Raw genomic sequence first — 14728 nt, forward strand, 5'->3', positions numbered from 1 at the left:
CGAAGCTTGCGCTTCATTCGTTTTTGTATTCCGTAGAATACGATTTTTGCCTCATCGTTCAGTTTTCAAAGTTCGTCGTGTCGTTTTCAGCGACTTTAATATCTTAACAAGTTATCAACTCGATTGTCAACAACTTTTTTGATATTTATTTTTGTGTGTCGCGACCATTCGCGGCACAAGAAGTAATATACCATGGCTTTTTGAATCGTACAAGCATTTTATTAGAAAAACATTTAAAAACTTTTATTTACCCGTTTTTCAACTTGTTTATTCCTGTGTTAATTTCAAAAAGAACGCTCCGTTTCTTCTATAAGGTATAGGAGAAACGGAGCTCTACTCATTAATTTTGTTGGTGACGCATCGTTGGGAAGAGTAAGACATCACGAATCGATGGCGCATTCGTCAACAACATGACGAGACGATCGATCCCGATTCCAAGGCCACCCGTTGGCGGCATACCGTACTCAAGTGCTTCGATGAAGTCTGTATCCATTTCATGTGCTTCGTCGTTTCCTGCTTCTTTTTCAACGAGTTGAGCTTCGAACCGTTCACGTTGATCGATTGGATCGTTCAATTCCGTGAAGGCATTCGCATGTTCACGACGGACGATGAATAACTCGAAGCGATCCGTAAAGCGTGGATCCTCTGGATTTTTCTTCGCTAATGGAGATACTTCAACAGGATGACCATAGACGAATGTTGGCTGAACGAGTGTTTCTTCTACTTTTTGCTCGAAGAATTCATTTAGAATGTGTCCTGTCGTCATATGCGACTGGACTTCTACACCGTGCTCATGTGCAAGTTCGAGAGCACGTTCGTTTGAAATCTGTTCATAGAAGTCGACACCTGTCGCTTCTTTAACGAGATCAACCATGTGCGCCCGTTTCCAACCGACCGATAGATCGATGACGTCTTCTCCGTACGTGACTTGTGTCGTACCGAGTACTTCTTGCGCGACGTGTGCAATCAGGTTCTCTGTTAAGTTCATGATGTCTTTATAATCCGCATACGCTTCATAGAGTTCGATCATCGTGAATTCCGGGTTATGACGCGTCGAGATTCCTTCATTACGGAATACGCGACCGATTTCGTAGACTTTCTCAAGTCCACCGACAATCAAACGCTTCAAGTGAAGTTCAATCGCAATCCGCATGTAAAGCGTCATGTCGAGTGCATTATGATGCGTGATGAATGGACGAGCCGATGCGCCGCCCGCAATCGTGTGCAACATTGGTGTTTCGACTTCCAAGTATCCGAGGTTATCGAGATATTGACGGATTCCACGAATAACTTTACTGCGTGCGATGAATGTCTCACGCGATTCTTGGTTCGTGATGAGATCGAGGTAACGCTGACGGTAACGTTGTTCGATATCTTTTAATCCGTGATATTTATCCGGAAGCGGACGTAGTGCTTTTGTTAACAATGTAAAGGCTGTGACGTGAACAGAGAGTTCCCCGACATTCGTCTTGAACACGTATCCTTGAATTCCGACGATATCACCTAAGTCACATGTCTTATAGATCTCATACGCCTCTTCACCGACATCATCTTTACGGACGTATAACTGAATTTGACCTTGTACATCCTGAACGTTCGTAAAGCCGACCTTCCCTTTACGACGTGTCGTCATGACACGACCAGCAATGGCTACTTCCGGTTTCAATTCAGCTAGCTCTTCTTTTGTATGTTCACCAAACGAGGCACGAATGCTCGCGGTATCCGTCGAACGTTCAAAACGTGCGCCGAATGGATCGAGACCTTGGTCACGCATGGCGTTCATCTTACCGAGACGCACCTGCATTTGATCGTTCATTTCCATATCCTGACTCACTGTCTTCACTCCTTTTAATAATGGTTCACGACGATTCTCTCGACTAAAAAGCTGCCGGAATGACCGACAGCCCTTTCAGAAAACCGATACGCTCATCTTCAATGCAACTAGCGTACCACAAAACGACTCTGTCCGACTATACTTTACCTGTCAGGCATATGCTGCGTCCTCTTCGAGTGCTTGTAAGTACTGCTGTAAGAGTTCAACGAGTCCATCGTGCGTTTCAATATTGAATAACGCGTTGCGAACACGACCGTTCCCTTTCATTCCTTTTAAGTACCAGGCGACGTGTGTCCGCATTTCGCGTACTGCCAGTTCTTCTCCTTTTAAAGCGACTAAACGCGCTGCATGGAGAAGACAGATATCAATCTTCTCACGCGCCGTCGGTTCTGCCGGAAGCGTTCCGGATTCAAGGTACTGGATCGTCTGATACAACATCCATGGATTCCCGAGCGCTGCCCGTCCGATCATGACACCGTCGACGCCGATCTCATCAATCATCCGTTTGGCATCCTGCGGAGTCTGAACATCCCCGTTTCCGATGATCGGGATGTTGACGGCTTTTTTTGCTTCGCCGATGATGTTCCAGTCCGCAACCCCTTCATACTTTTGCGAACGTGTCCGACCATGGATGGCAACGGCTTTCGCACCGCCCGCTTCCGCTGCTTTGACGTTATCGACACAATAGATGTGATGGCTGTCCCAGCCGGTCCGCATCTTGACCGTCACCGGCTTATCGATCGCTTGCGTCACCGCATGGACCATCTCATAGACCTTATCCGGATCAAGCAACCATTTCGCTCCAGCATCACTCTTCGTGACTTTCGGGACGGGACAGCCCATATTGATGTCAATGATATCGGCATTCGTGTTCGCCTCGACATATTGCGCCGCTTGAACAAGCGTCTCTTTTGAACCGCCGTAGATTTGAAGACTGAGCGGCTTTTCCCGTTCATCCACGTACAGCATCTGTAACGTCCGCTCGTTCTCGTATAAAATCCCTTTATCGCTGACCATTTCCGCACAGACGAGTCCCGCACCGAATTCTTTTGCGATCAACCGAAATGCTGGGTTACAGACGCCTGCCATCGGTGCCAAGATGACCTGATTTTTCAGTGTGACATCGCCAATGTTAAATTCCATTACTGTTCCTCCGCTTCTAAAAGACCACCTAACCGTCGTACACCGTTTCGTTCCGACTCCGGTAACTGCTCATACAACTGTTCGACACTTTGCCCGAGACCCGGTATGACGCATGCTGCTGCCAGTTCCCGTAATGGTGCGAGGACGAATGCCCGCTCTTGCATCCGCGGATGCGGGACGGTTAATCCTTCGAGGTCGATCTGTTCTTCCGCATACAGCAAAATGTCTAAATCGAGCGTCCGTGGTCCATTTTTAAACAGACGCTTCCGCCCTTCCAACTGTTCGATTTCCTGCAGTCGCCCGAGTAAGACACCTGCCTCATCCGTCGTTTGCACCGCAACGACCATGTTATAGAATAAATCCTGCTCCAGATACCCGACCGGTACAGTCTCATAAATAGAGGAGGTCTTAACATCGTGTACAGACGGCAATGCGCTCAGATGCGCAATCGCCGCCGCTAGATGCGCTGCTTTATCCCCGATGTTCGAGCCGAGGGCGATATAGGCTTGCTTCATAGATAGTCCCCCCGGAGGCGGTTGATTTCAACCGCCACATGTTCATAGTGACCGGCAATCGGTGGGTCCGGTTTGATGACTTTGATTGATGCTTCTTCAATCCGTCCGTCTAACGCAAAGACGGCTTTTGCAATACGATCCGCCAAGGCTTCGACGAGTTGGAGCGGTTCTCCTTCGACGACACGTTTGGTTGCTTCATATAGTTCGGCGTAATTGACGCTTTTCGTTAAATCGTCCGTCCGACCGGCTTCTGCCAATGCAAGTCCAATCGATAAGTCGACATTAAAGCGTTGACCGAGTTTCGTCTCTTCTGCGAATACACCGTGGTATCCATAAAAACGCATTCCTGTTACATGAATTCGATCCACCGTTATTCCTCCTTCGTTGCAGCTAACATGATGTCCATCATCTGCGCTGCCCGTTTGACTTCTTTGACGTCATGCACCCGCATCCAGTCGCATCCTTGTTGGATGCCGTAGCAAACCGTTGCAATCGTCCCCTCGAGTCGTTCTTCTGTCGGTAAACCAAGGGCGAGACCGATCATCGATTTACGGGAGGTTCCGAGTAAAACCGGGTATCCGAAGTCCGTTACGATCGACAGATGACGCATCAGGTACAGGTTCTCTTCATGCGTCTTCATGAACCCGATTCCCGGATCGAGCCAGATGTGCTCTTCCGCTACGCCCGCCTGCTTGGCCAATCGGATCGATTCTTCAAGATCAGCCCGGACTTCCGCGAGCATATCTGTTCCATGCGCCGTCTCCCGGTTATGCATCAAAATGATTGGAACACGATGTCGTGCCGCCACATCGACCATCGAACGATCGCCCCACTTCGAACCCCACACATCATTGATGATATCTGCTCCCGCCTCAATAGCGGCTTCCGCGACGACCGGTTTATACGTATCAATCGAAACGAGCACATCCAGTTCCCGTTTAATCCGCTGGATGACCGGTACGACACGCGCGAGTTCTTCTTCGACCGATACGAATGCTGCACCCGGACGCGTCGATTCTCCACCGACATCAATCGCATCCGCTCCATCCGCAACCAGCTGACGGGCTTGTCGCATCGCTTGCTCGATATCGACATACTGCCCGCCGTCTGAAAACGAGTCCGGCGTCACGTTCAAGATTCCCATGATATAAGTCATCGTTGTTCCCTCCTTGTCGTCGCATGTTCGACGGATTGATCAAACAGCGCCATGATCTCTCTATATCCTGTTCCGTTAATTCCGGGGAATGGGCGTCCGTCAAGTGACGAGATGGCGACTGCTTCCTGAACGGAATTCGTATAGATGATCTCATCGGCTTCTTCGAGCTGTGGTAAATACGCTAGACGTTCTTCGACCGGTAGGTGCTGCATCAAGAACTGACGGGTAATTCCGTTCAGTGCACCCGTTTCAAGTGGCGACGTATACCATGTGCTTCCATAACGCCAAAAGATGTTGGATGTGATCCCTTCACAGACATGACCTTCCTTCGTTAAGAACAACCCTTCTGCTTCCGGATTGAATAGCTGACGTTTCGCGACTAGATTGTTCATGTAATGATGCGACTTCAGACGATAGGTCGTCTCCGGCGTACTACGCGGTAAACGAATCGTCTCGAGTGCACGTTCCGCCCGTTTTCGCGGAGCGATCGGTTTCGCATAGATCAACACGGTCGGCGTATCATATGGATCGATTGATAACCCGATCTCGCGCGGACCAGCCGAGACATTCAACCGGATATAGAGATCGTTTGCCTCGTAGGCGTCATATAAATCTTGGATCGCTTGCCGTAACGTGTCTCGATCGTACGCTAATTGAATTCCGAGCGCGACACAACTCATTCGTAAACGGTCAATATGATCATCGAATAAAAACGGGTGACCGTTATAGGTCCGAAACGTCTCGAACACCCCCATGCCGTAGACGAATCCGTGATCGAACGGGGAAATGCGAACGTCTTCTTCTCGTTTGATGGTTCCGTCATGCCAAAGATACATAATGCGTCAACTCCAAGAAATTTTTTAACATCTGTTTGCCGTCTCGCGTCAAAATCGCCTCCGGATGGAACTGGACACCGAGAATCGGTAACGTCCGATGGCGGAGTGCCATGATTTCGCCACCTGCTTCCGCCGTCACGTCGAGTACTTCCGGAAACGTCTCGCGTTCAATGACGAGTGAGTGGTAACGTGTCACCGGTGTTGCTTGCGGGATGTGTTCAAAGATTCCTTGTCCGTCATGCGTCAGCGGGGAGACTTTTCCGTGCATCAATTCCTTCGCCCGGATGACTTTCCCACCAAATACTTGTCCGATCGCTTGGTGACCTAAGCAGACCCCTAACATCGGTACCTTCCCAGCAAAATAAGCAATCGCGTCTAAGCTGATTCCCGCTTCATTCGGTGTACAGGGTCCAGGAGAGATGACGAGGTGATCCGGGCGTAACGCTTCGATTTCTTCAAGTGTAATCGCGTCGTTGCGAAACACACGGATGTCTTGTCCGAGTTCACCGAAATACTGGACTAAGTTATACGTAAATGAATCATAGTTATCAATCAGTACAATCATCGTGTTCCCTCCGCCGTTTCTTTTGTGACCCACAAGGCTTTTGCTTTACTGAGCGACTCCGCGTATTCACGCGCGGCATCGGAATCGGTGACGACTCCGGCACCCGCTTGGACATATGCCATGCCGTCTTTTGCGACGAGCGTCCGAATCAGGATGTTGAAGATAACATCATCTGCCCAGCTGATGAAGCCAAGCGATCCCGTGTAGATGCCGCGCCGGACCGGTTCGAGTTCCTCAATGATTTCCATCGTCCGGATCTTGGGCGCTCCAGTAATCGTACCACCCGGAAACATCGCGGCGAGTACCTGACTTCCCGAGTGTTCCGGCGCCACCTGCCCCCGGACGTTCGAGACGATGTGCTGTACGTGCGAGTACTTCTCGATCACCATCAGTTCATCGACATGAACCGTTCCGTAACGACTGACACGTCCTAAATCGTTGCGCTCTAAATCAACAAGCATCACGTGTTCTGCCCGTTCCTTTTCGTTATCGAGTAAGGTTTTCGCGAGTCGTAAATCCTCCGCCTCATCTTTTCCACGTGGACGTGTTCCGGCAATCGGGCGCGTCGACAGTTCGTCACCGATTTTTTCGACAAGCAATTCTGGCGATGCCGACACAAGTGTTAAATCCTCATCTGCAAAGTAACCCATATAGGGCGATGGATTGACCTGTCGCAATACATCGTACAAATGCTCCGCTGTCGTGCCAAGCGGTTCCTGCTGACGGACGGACAAATTGACTTGGAAGACATCACCGTCCTCAATATACGATTTAATCCGGTGTGCGGCTGTCATGAACGCTTCCTGTCCGAAAGCCCGTTCCCGCTCGCCGGATGGACCGGTCGCTTCAAACTGCGGTGCGTCCGTCTCGATGCACCAACGCGTGATTTCTGTTTCAAGGACACGCGCCGCTTCTTCCGCTGTATCTCGTGTCACAGCAAGGAACAGCTGCTCTGTTTCTTCATCAAAGACGGCGACTTCATCGTACCAGTAGAATGATAGATCGGGTGTTTGTAGATCATCCATCGCTTGCTCTGGTAACTTCTCTAAATAACGGACGGCATCATAACTCACGTAGCCAGCAAATCCACCAAAAAACGGTGGCATCCCGGCAGGTCGAACAGATTCACGTTCGACTCGGAGCTGTTCGAGGACATCAAACGGATTCGCCGTCGATGTCTCGACTTTTCCCTCTGCCTCGATCGTCGTCATCCCGTCTTTCGTCCGAACATATCCGACAGGACGGATCGCGGCCATCGTATAGCGTCCGATCCGACCGCTTTCAAGCCAGACATGTCCGGTTGTTCCGGTCGTTTGCTCCACGTAGCGATGATAGAATTGTTCTTTTGTCCATGGTATTGCTTTGTATTTCGTCTGTCGCATGCGCGTCCCCCACTTCACACTATTCTGCTCTCATTATACGCAAAAAAGTACACGGAAGCCGAATGACTTCCGTGTACGTGCTGTTGATTATTTGGATTGATCTGCTTCTTCTTCGACTTGATACAGTGGTGTACTTAAATACCGCTCACCGTTTGAAGGAATGATCGCGAGGACATTTTTTCCTTTTCCAAGGCGTTTTGCTGTCTTGAGCGCTGCCGCAATCGCAGCACCTGACGAGATACCACCTAAGACACCGTTCGTCTTCGCTGCTCGACGTGCATGATCGAATGCTTCTTCCGTCGTGATTTGCTCAACACCATCATAAATGTCTGTATCGAGAATCGACGGGACGAAGCCGGCACCGATGCCTTGCAGTTTGTGCGGTCCAGGTTTCCCGCCTGATAAGACTGGTGAATCCGTTGGTTCGACGGCAATGATTTCGATTCCTTTGAAAGCATCGCGTAACACTTTCCCAGCACCCGTGATCGTTCCACCTGTTCCGATTCCGGCGATGAACGCATCGAGTTGCATGCCTTCGAACGCTTCGACGATTTCAGGACCTGTCGTTTTTTCGTGGACGACCGGATTGGCACCGTTATTGAATTGTTGCGGCATGAAGTAACCGTGCTCTTCCGCTTCCGCCGTCGCGCGAGCAATCGCACCCTTCATTCCTTCAGGTCCTGGTGTCAGAATCAATTCTGCTCCATAAGCGCGAAGCAACGTCCGACGCTCCATGCTCATCGTTTCCGGCATGACAAGAATCGCGCGGTATCCTTTCGCCGAAGCGACCATCGCGAGTCCGATTCCCGTATTCCCACTCGTCGGCTCGATGATCGTATCGCCTTCTTTGAGTTGCCCCGCTTCTTCCGCCGCTTCGATCATTGATAAGGCGATCCGGTCTTTTACGCTCGACCCCGGGTTCATGTACTCCAGTTTCAGATAAACATCTGCATCCTCAGGACCTGTTAGATGATGTAACTTGACGATCGGTGTCCGACCGACTAAATCTAATACTGAATTCGCAATACGCATGACCATTCCTCCTCATTAGTGAACCGCTTGAATTCCAAGTAATCCGATAGCTTAATTATCAGCGGATTGGATGAAATCTGTCAATCAAAGCGTTTGACTTCCGGCTTTTTTCCATCTTTCGTCTGGCGTTCGACCGCTTCTTGAATCAACCGATCGATCGTCTGCTTCTCCTGCTCCGTCCGCATCGTCTGATAAACCATCGCTCGCGTGATTTTTTCATCACCGACTTCGGCAACGACATCCTCAAGCGGACCACCGATGCTGTCCTGAACGATTTTCGGAGAATCGACTTTCGGAAGCTCACCCATGAAGGCATAAGCGCCGGTCATGAAATTCGTCAACAGTAAGATGAAGATCAACATCCACAAGTACTTAGGTTGTACATTCCCCATATTCGTTTCCTCTTATGCTCTTTCGAGTGATTTTTCACGAAGTTCTTCTAATGCCGGAACATCGTAATGATAATGTTCTGAACAGAAGTGGCAGACTGCTTCCGCACCGCCATCTTCATCAATCATCGCTTGAATCTCATCTGGTCCGAGGGCGATGATTGCTGTCGCTAACTTTTCACGGTCACACGTACATTCGAATGAGACCGGAATCGTATCGAGATGTTCGTAATCACCGAGAACGAGTTCTAACATCTCTTCTGGTGTTTTTTCCTCACCGACGAGGATAGAGATTGGTTTAAGGGCTGCAACACGTTTTTCAAGCGCTGCAATCGTCTCTTCCGATGCACCCGGCATCAATTGAACGATCAAACCACCTGCTGCGATGACCGATTCGTCTTCTGGATAAACGAGTACACCTGCGCCAACGACCGATGGACTTTGTTCCGATACAGCGAAGTAATACGTGAAGTCTTCACTGATCTCACCTGTTTGAATCGGTGACTGACCACCGACGAAGTCACGTAGTCCGAGGTCTTTGATGACGGAGATATTTCCGCGACCGACGGCTTCACCGACTTTTAATTTCGTCAGACCGTCTGCATTGACGTACGTATCCATCTCGACACGTGGACGACTGACGTAGCCACGAACGACACCTTTTGCGTCGGCATCGACGATGATTTTCCCGATTGGTCCATCCCCTTCGACTTTCAGCGTGACACGTGTGTCGCCTTTTTGCATCGTTCCCATCATCGCACCGATTGTCAGTGTCCGACCGAGTGCAGCCGTGACGACGGGTGTCGTCTGGTGACGGAGCTGTGCTTCATAGACCGTTTTTGTTGAACGGATCGCAAACGCACGGACTTCACCGTTGAAGCCTAACGCCCGTACTAAATAATCATCTTTTAATTGTGCTAATAATTCTTCACGTTTCATCTTGATTCCCTCACTTATTTCGTTCGTAGATAATCCGTAATCCATCTAACGTCAAGAATGGATCGACGACTTCAATCATCGTGGATTCCTCGCTGATTAATCGGGCTAAACCACCAGTCGCAATGACCTTCGCTTCACCCATTTCATCTTTCATCCGGTGGACGAGTCCGTCTACCTGTGCCACGTATCCGAAATACGTGCCCGACTGCATCGCATGGATCGTATTCCGACCGATCGCTGACTGCGGTTTCGCAATTTCGATTCGTGGTAATTTTGCTGCCTTATTATAGAGTGCCTCGGTCGCAACCATCACACCTGGTGAGATGATGCCACCGTAATACCGTTTTTGTGCATCGATGTAACAATACGTCGTTGCTGTTCCGAAATCGACGATGATCATCGGTCCCTCGTATTTTGCTGTCGCTGCTACTGCATTGACGATGCGATCGGCTCCCACTTCACGTGGATTATCGACTTTTAAATCAAGTCCTGTCTTAATGCCTGGTCCAATCAAGAACGGACGGCGCTTAAAGTAACGCACGCACATATTTTCGAGTGGAAACACGACGGGGGGTACGACAGATGATAACACGATTCCCTCGACTTCTTCCACGTTTAGCTCTGCGTCCCGGAACAATGCTTTAACGAGCATACCGTATTCGTCCGTCGTCCGCGTCCGGTCTGTCGCAATCCGCCAATGCTCGATCAACTCTTGTCCTTGATAGACACCTAAGACGATATTCGTATTTCCGACATCGATGACTAAAATCATTTGCTTATTTCCCCGCTTCTTCTCGATTTTCGTGCTTCTCTTCATTCCGACTCTGCATGATAGGAATGATATACGCTGTGATTATACCATGCCCGTATCACGACACCTACCGATGTGTATTCACCCGTTCTGCAACAAAAAAGCGGATTCGATCGATGATCGAATCCGTCTTCTCGAATTACACTTGATCGTCGCGACGCGGCGTATCTGGTGTATCCGTATCTACATTTGTGCCTTCGTCAACGACTGAGCCCGTTTGCGTCGGAGACTGAGTCGGTTGATCGACGATTGCATCTGTCGATTCCGGTGCTTTCTCTTCTGCCTTTGGCATCGTTGCTTCTGGTTCATGTTTTTTGTATTCGCCCGTCTCGAGGAGATGGTGAATTTGTTTTTGATCGAGGGTTTCAACTTCAAGCAACGTCGTTGCAATCAAGTCGAGCTGATCGCGTTTCTCAGTCAGGATATCTTTCGCTTTTTGGTAACAGCGGTTGATGATCGCTTGGATTTCCATATCGATCTCGTGTGCAATCGCATCCGAGTAGTTTTGCTCGTTTTGGAAATCACGGCCGAGGAAGACGTTACCGCTTTGACCTGATCCGAATTGAAGGGGTCCGAGTTTTTCACTCATCCCGAACTCCATGACCATTTTCCGTGCAAGACCTGTTGCACGCTGGAAGTCATTGCTTGCCCCAGTCGACACTTCTCCGAAGACGATATCCTCTGCAACACGACCACCGAGCAATCCAGTAATCTTATCTTCGAGTTCCGGCTTCGTCATGAAGTAACGATCTTCTTTTGGCAACATAACGACGTATCCACCCGCATTACCGCGAGGAACGATCGTTACCTTGTGTACTTCATCCGCATCGTCAAGTGTGACACCGATGATCGTATGTCCGGATTCATGCCATGCAACAATCTTTTTCTCTTTCGGCGAGATGATCCGGCTCTTCTTCGCTGGTCCAGCGATGACGCGGTCAATCGCTTCTTCGAGATCAACGATCGAGACTTTATCACGATCTGCCCGAGCGGCAACAAGTGCTGCTTCGTTCAGAAGGTTTTCAAGATCCGCACCTGAGAATCCAGGTGTCCGTTGCGCGATTGCTTTTAAATCAACTGTCGAATCGAGCGGTTTGTTCCGCGCGTGAACTTTCAAGACTGCTTCACGACCAACGACATCTGGACGGTCAACCGTGATTTGACGGTCAAAACGACCTGGACGGAGTAACGCTGGGTCAAGAATATCAGCACGGTTCGTCGCAGCGATCATGATGATGCCTTCGTTTTCACTGAATCCATCCATCTCGACGAGAAGTTGGTTCAATGTCTGCTCACGCTCATCGTGTCCACCACCGAGACCTGCGCCCCGTTGACGACCGACAGCATCGATTTCATCGATGAAGATGATACATGGTGCATTTTTCTTCGCGTTTTCGAACAAGTCACGGACACGTGATGCCCCGACACCGACGAACATCTCAACGAAGTCAGAACCTGAAATCGAGAAGAACGGTACGCCAGCTTCACCAGCTGCAGCACGCGCGAGCAACGTTTTACCTGTACCTGGAGGACCTACGAGGAGAACCCCTTTCGGAATACGGGCACCGAGTTTCGCGAATTTACGTGGGTCTTTCAAGAATTCAACGACTTCGACGAGCTCTTGTTTCTCTTCGTCTGCACCGGCGACATCGTCAAACGTAATCTTTTTCTTCTCTGTATCATAGAGGCGTGCCTTCGATTTCCCGAAGTTCATGACGCGACCGCCACCACCGCCGCCTTGGGCTTGATTGATCAAGAAGAAGAAGAGGATGAAGATGATGATGAATGGAACGATCGTCGTTAGTAACGCGATCCAGCCGCCATTCGTTTCTGCTGCCTTGAAGTCCATTTTGACTCCTTGGCTTCTCAGTTGCGTGTAGAGATCCGTTAGTTCCGTATCAACAGCCGGTACGACCGTCTCATACGTCGAATCTTTTTCACGCAAATCTCCTGTCACATTATACGTCTGCCCTTCATATTGGAAGGTAGCCGTCTTGATTTCACCTTTTTCAACAGACTCGACAAACTGTGTGTAATTGATTTCTTTGCTTTTGTTCACTGGACTCTGCAAGTATTGCAGAAACAAGATCAAAGCTAGAAAAATGACCCCAAACACGAGGGTATTCTTCACTGCTCGGTTCATCTTATGCCTCCTCTCCGCATCCATCTCGTTTTTCTAGTGGATGAATACGAATCCTGGCGCGACAGGGCGCGCTTTGTAATTGGTTTCATCTTATCATGGGACAGACGAGATTAAAAATAATTAGCCGCCGTAGACTGCAGGTTTCAAGACACCTACATACGGAAGGTTCCGGTACTTCTCTTCGTAATCGAGACCATAGCCGACGACGAATTCGTGCGGAATGACGAAGCCGCTGTAATCTGCATGCAAGTCATTCTTACGTCCTGTCGGTTTGTCGAGCAATGTCACGATTTTAACGGACTTCGCTTTCCGGTACTTGAAGAGGTCGACGAGGTAACCAAGCGTTAATCCGCTGTCGATGATATCTTCGACAATCAAGATGTCGCGTCCTTCTACTGATGTGTTCAAATCTTTTTCAATCTTGACTTCACCAGTTGATGTAGTTCCACCGTGATACGTCGAAACGTCCATGAAGTCCATCTCAAGGTGCATATCCATCTTTTTAACAAGATCGGACATGAAAGGCATGGCACCTTTTAAGACACACACAAGCAACGGAAAACGATCATGATAATCCGCTGTCAGTTCGCCGGCGAGTTCGCCCACTTTATTTTGGATCTCTTCTTCTGAAATCAGTACTTTTTCCATATCGTTCATCAAGGTCATGCTAGGTATTCCTCCTCCATAATAAACACTACATTACCATTCTATCATTAAATAAGATTTTGCGAGGAGTTCAAATGACCCGAATATTGCAATTCGATGTCCAATGACGGCTAAAATCACTCCATTTGCATCGACGACGACCGGAATGTGGTCCCGGAGATAACGCGGAACCTTCGCATCAATCAGGATTCGACTGACTTTTTTCGAACCAACCGCAAGCTGGATCCGGTCTCCCGGAAGCGGTCGGCGTACTGTCAGCGGAAACGTAATCGCATCCAGCGGGATACCTTGGTTTCCGGTGGAGAAGCGAACCATTTGTTCACCATAATGATACGTTCCCAAATTCTCCCCTACTTGAAACGGTAAATCGTCATTCATTGACCGTATCACACGATCTTGCATCAAAAAGCCATAAGCACGTCGCATCCTCCAGTTTCCATAATACACTTCGTCCGAGCCCTTATCCACCCGAAGCCACGAGATGAAGCGAGTAATCACGTCCGAAGAAAACGTCTCTCCTGTTAAGGTCGGCAGGACGAACCGTTGTAAATCGGCCGGCAATTCCAAAATGCGTCCTATCGGAAATCCCCGCTCTTCTTGACACCGCTTGAGATAGGTCGCAACGAAGGTCGCGTGCTCGCGCGTGATGCGCTGTCGCGCATGAGCCGCAGCGACCGTCGCGTGTTCAAAACCGGGACGGCTCTCCCGCAGTGGCGGAAGAACGGTATGCCGGATCTGATTTCGCAGATAGGTCGTCTCTGCATTTGACATATCTTCCCGCCATGGTACCTTATATTGCTCAGCGTATTCAAGCAGCTCCTGCTTCGACTCCCTCAACAACGGGCGATGCAACCAACCGTTTCCAAACGGACGAATATCAGGAATCCCGTCGATGTTAGCTTCCCCCCGAACGAGTTGAATGAGCAGCGTCTCGACCTGATCATCTTGATGATGAGCAAGAATCAGTCGAAAACGGGCCGTCGCTTCCATGATGCGTTCAAAAAAGGCATATCGCGCTTCGCGACAAGCGGCTTGGGAACTGACTCGTCCTGTCCAGTCCAAACGGGTCATGAAAAACGGGATAGCACGGGACGCCGCCCATGATTCAATGAAACGGGCTTCCTCATCGGATGCTTCCCGTAATCCGTGGTGCACGTGCGCAATCGCAACATCATATCCTTCCCGGTACAACCGGTCGATGAGTACCATGGAATCACATCCTCCCGATACACCGACTACAAGAGGTACGAACGGTACACCTTCCACGATCACTCCACTCCTTTCTTAGAACCTAAAAAAAGCTATCTCTATATAATA

General features: G+C 49.5%; 15 protein-coding genes. All 15 read right to left on the minus strand.

What is annotated here, in order from left to right:
- Positions 1 to 340: 340 nt before the first annotated feature.
- The 15 genes from lysS to tilS all read right to left on the minus strand — a co-directional run bounded on the left by lysS (position 341) and on the right by tilS (position 14677).
- Positions 341 to 1822, minus strand: a complete 1482-nt coding sequence (gene lysS, locus ACRPK8_RS14380; RefSeq protein ID WP_432238807.1) for a lysine--tRNA ligase — start codon at positions 1820 to 1822, stop codon at positions 341 to 343.
- A gap of 162 nt (positions 1823 to 1984) precedes the next feature.
- A complete protein-coding gene (gene dusB, locus ACRPK8_RS14385) occupies positions 1985 to 2977 on the minus strand; it encodes a tRNA dihydrouridine synthase DusB (protein ID WP_432238776.1) in 993 nt (330 codons plus the stop codon).
- The gene (gene folK / locus ACRPK8_RS14390; RefSeq protein WP_432238777.1) at positions 2977 to 3492 is read right to left on the minus strand and encodes a 2-amino-4-hydroxy-6-hydroxymethyldihydropteridine diphosphokinase; all 516 of its coding nucleotides are present in this window, start codon (positions 3490 to 3492) and stop codon (positions 2977 to 2979) included. The genes dusB and folK overlap by 1 nt, the downstream gene beginning before the upstream one ends.
- The gene (folB, locus tag ACRPK8_RS14395) at positions 3489 to 3860 is read right to left on the minus strand and encodes a dihydroneopterin aldolase (RefSeq protein WP_432238778.1); all 372 of its coding nucleotides are present in this window, start codon (positions 3858 to 3860) and stop codon (positions 3489 to 3491) included. The genes folK and folB overlap by 4 nt, the downstream gene beginning before the upstream one ends.
- 2 nt (positions 3861 to 3862) lie before the next feature.
- The gene (gene folP, locus ACRPK8_RS14400; protein ID WP_432238779.1) at positions 3863 to 4648 is read right to left on the minus strand and encodes a dihydropteroate synthase; all 786 of its coding nucleotides are present in this window, start codon (positions 4646 to 4648) and stop codon (positions 3863 to 3865) included.
- Positions 4645 to 5484, minus strand: a complete 840-nt coding sequence (locus ACRPK8_RS14405; protein WP_432238780.1) for an aminotransferase class IV — start codon at positions 5482 to 5484, stop codon at positions 4645 to 4647. The genes folP and ACRPK8_RS14405 overlap by 4 nt, the downstream gene beginning before the upstream one ends.
- The gene (locus tag ACRPK8_RS14410; protein ID WP_432238781.1) at positions 5468 to 6049 is read right to left on the minus strand and encodes an anthranilate synthase component II; all 582 of its coding nucleotides are present in this window, start codon (positions 6047 to 6049) and stop codon (positions 5468 to 5470) included. Before ACRPK8_RS14410 ends, ACRPK8_RS14405 begins: the two co-directional genes overlap by 17 nt.
- Complete coding sequence (locus tag ACRPK8_RS14415) at positions 6046 to 7431, minus strand: anthranilate synthase component I family protein (RefSeq protein WP_432238782.1); 1386 nt, start codon at positions 7429 to 7431, stop codon at positions 6046 to 6048. Before ACRPK8_RS14415 ends, ACRPK8_RS14410 begins: the two co-directional genes overlap by 4 nt.
- 87 nt (positions 7432 to 7518) lie before the next feature.
- On the minus strand, positions 7519 to 8463 hold the full coding sequence (gene cysK / locus ACRPK8_RS14420; protein WP_432238783.1) for a cysteine synthase A: 945 nt from the start codon (positions 8461 to 8463) through the stop codon (positions 7519 to 7521).
- Positions 8464 to 8543: 80 nt separating this feature from the next.
- On the minus strand, positions 8544 to 8855 hold the full coding sequence (locus ACRPK8_RS14425; RefSeq protein ID WP_432238784.1) for a hypothetical protein: 312 nt from the start codon (positions 8853 to 8855) through the stop codon (positions 8544 to 8546).
- A gap of 12 nt (positions 8856 to 8867) precedes the next feature.
- Positions 8868 to 9791, minus strand: a complete 924-nt coding sequence (gene hslO / locus ACRPK8_RS14430) for an Hsp33 family molecular chaperone HslO (RefSeq protein WP_432238785.1) — start codon at positions 9789 to 9791, stop codon at positions 8868 to 8870.
- 10 nt (positions 9792 to 9801) lie between these two features.
- Positions 9802 to 10563, minus strand: coding sequence for a type III pantothenate kinase (locus ACRPK8_RS14435; RefSeq protein ID WP_053454605.1), 762 nt, complete (start codon positions 10561 to 10563; stop codon positions 9802 to 9804).
- Positions 10564 to 10741: 178 nt separating this feature from the next.
- Positions 10742 to 12745 carry an ATP-dependent zinc metalloprotease FtsH gene (gene ftsH, locus ACRPK8_RS14440; RefSeq protein ID WP_432238786.1) on the minus strand — a complete coding sequence of 668 codons (2004 nt, stop codon included), beginning with the start codon at positions 12743 to 12745 and terminating at the stop codon, positions 10742 to 10744.
- A 120-nt stretch (positions 12746 to 12865) separates the two neighbouring features.
- A complete protein-coding gene (hpt, locus tag ACRPK8_RS14445) occupies positions 12866 to 13411 on the minus strand; it encodes a hypoxanthine phosphoribosyltransferase (protein WP_023466560.1) in 546 nt (181 codons plus the stop codon).
- A 33-nt stretch (positions 13412 to 13444) separates the two neighbouring features.
- Positions 13445 to 14677, minus strand: coding sequence for a tRNA lysidine(34) synthetase TilS (tilS, locus tag ACRPK8_RS14450; protein WP_432238787.1), 1233 nt, complete (start codon positions 14675 to 14677; stop codon positions 13445 to 13447).
- Between the last annotated feature and the right edge of the window lie 51 nt (positions 14678 to 14728).

It is taken from the genome of Exiguobacterium sp. TDN 0502 (assembly GCF_050846835.1).
GTDB lineage: Bacteria > Bacillota > Bacilli > Exiguobacteriales > Exiguobacteriaceae > Exiguobacterium_A.

Bases quoted from the DNA above. Each gene is read 5' to 3' on its own strand.
- folK (WP_432238777.1), bottom strand. From the start codon at position 3,492: ATGAAGCAAGCCTATATCGCCCTCGGCTCGAACATCGGGGATAAAGCA.
- ftsH (WP_432238786.1), bottom strand. From the start codon at position 12,745: ATGAACCGAGCAGTGAAGAATACCCTCGTGTTTGGGGTCATTTTTCTA.
- hpt (WP_023466560.1), bottom strand. From the start codon at position 13,411: ATGACCTTGATGAACGATATGGAAAAAGTACTGATTTCAGAAGAAGAG.
- ACRPK8_RS14435 (WP_053454605.1), bottom strand. From the start codon at position 10,563: ATGATTTTAGTCATCGATGTCGGAAATACGAATATCGTCTTAGGTGTC.
- hslO (WP_432238785.1), bottom strand. From the start codon at position 9,791: ATGAAACGTGAAGAATTATTAGCACAATTAAAAGATGATTATTTAGTA.
- ACRPK8_RS14410 (WP_432238781.1), bottom strand. From the start codon at position 6,049: ATGATTGTACTGATTGATAACTATGATTCATTTACGTATAACTTAGTC.
- ACRPK8_RS14425 (WP_432238784.1), bottom strand. From the start codon at position 8,855: ATGGGGAATGTACAACCTAAGTACTTGTGGATGTTGATCTTCATCTTA.
- ACRPK8_RS14415 (WP_432238782.1), bottom strand. From the start codon at position 7,431: ATGCGACAGACGAAATACAAAGCAATACCATGGACAAAAGAACAATTC.
- dusB (WP_432238776.1), bottom strand. From the start codon at position 2,977: ATGGAATTTAACATTGGCGATGTCACACTGAAAAATCAGGTCATCTTG.
- ACRPK8_RS14405 (WP_432238780.1), bottom strand. From the start codon at position 5,484: ATGTATCTTTGGCATGACGGAACCATCAAACGAGAAGAAGACGTTCGC.
- cysK (WP_432238783.1), bottom strand. From the start codon at position 8,463: ATGCGTATTGCGAATTCAGTATTAGATTTAGTCGGTCGGACACCGATC.
- lysS (WP_432238807.1), bottom strand. From the start codon at position 1,822: ATGGAAATGAACGATCAAATGCAGGTGCGTCTCGGTAAGATGAACGCC.
- folP (WP_432238779.1), bottom strand. From the start codon at position 4,648: ATGACTTATATCATGGGAATCTTGAACGTGACGCCGGACTCGTTTTCA.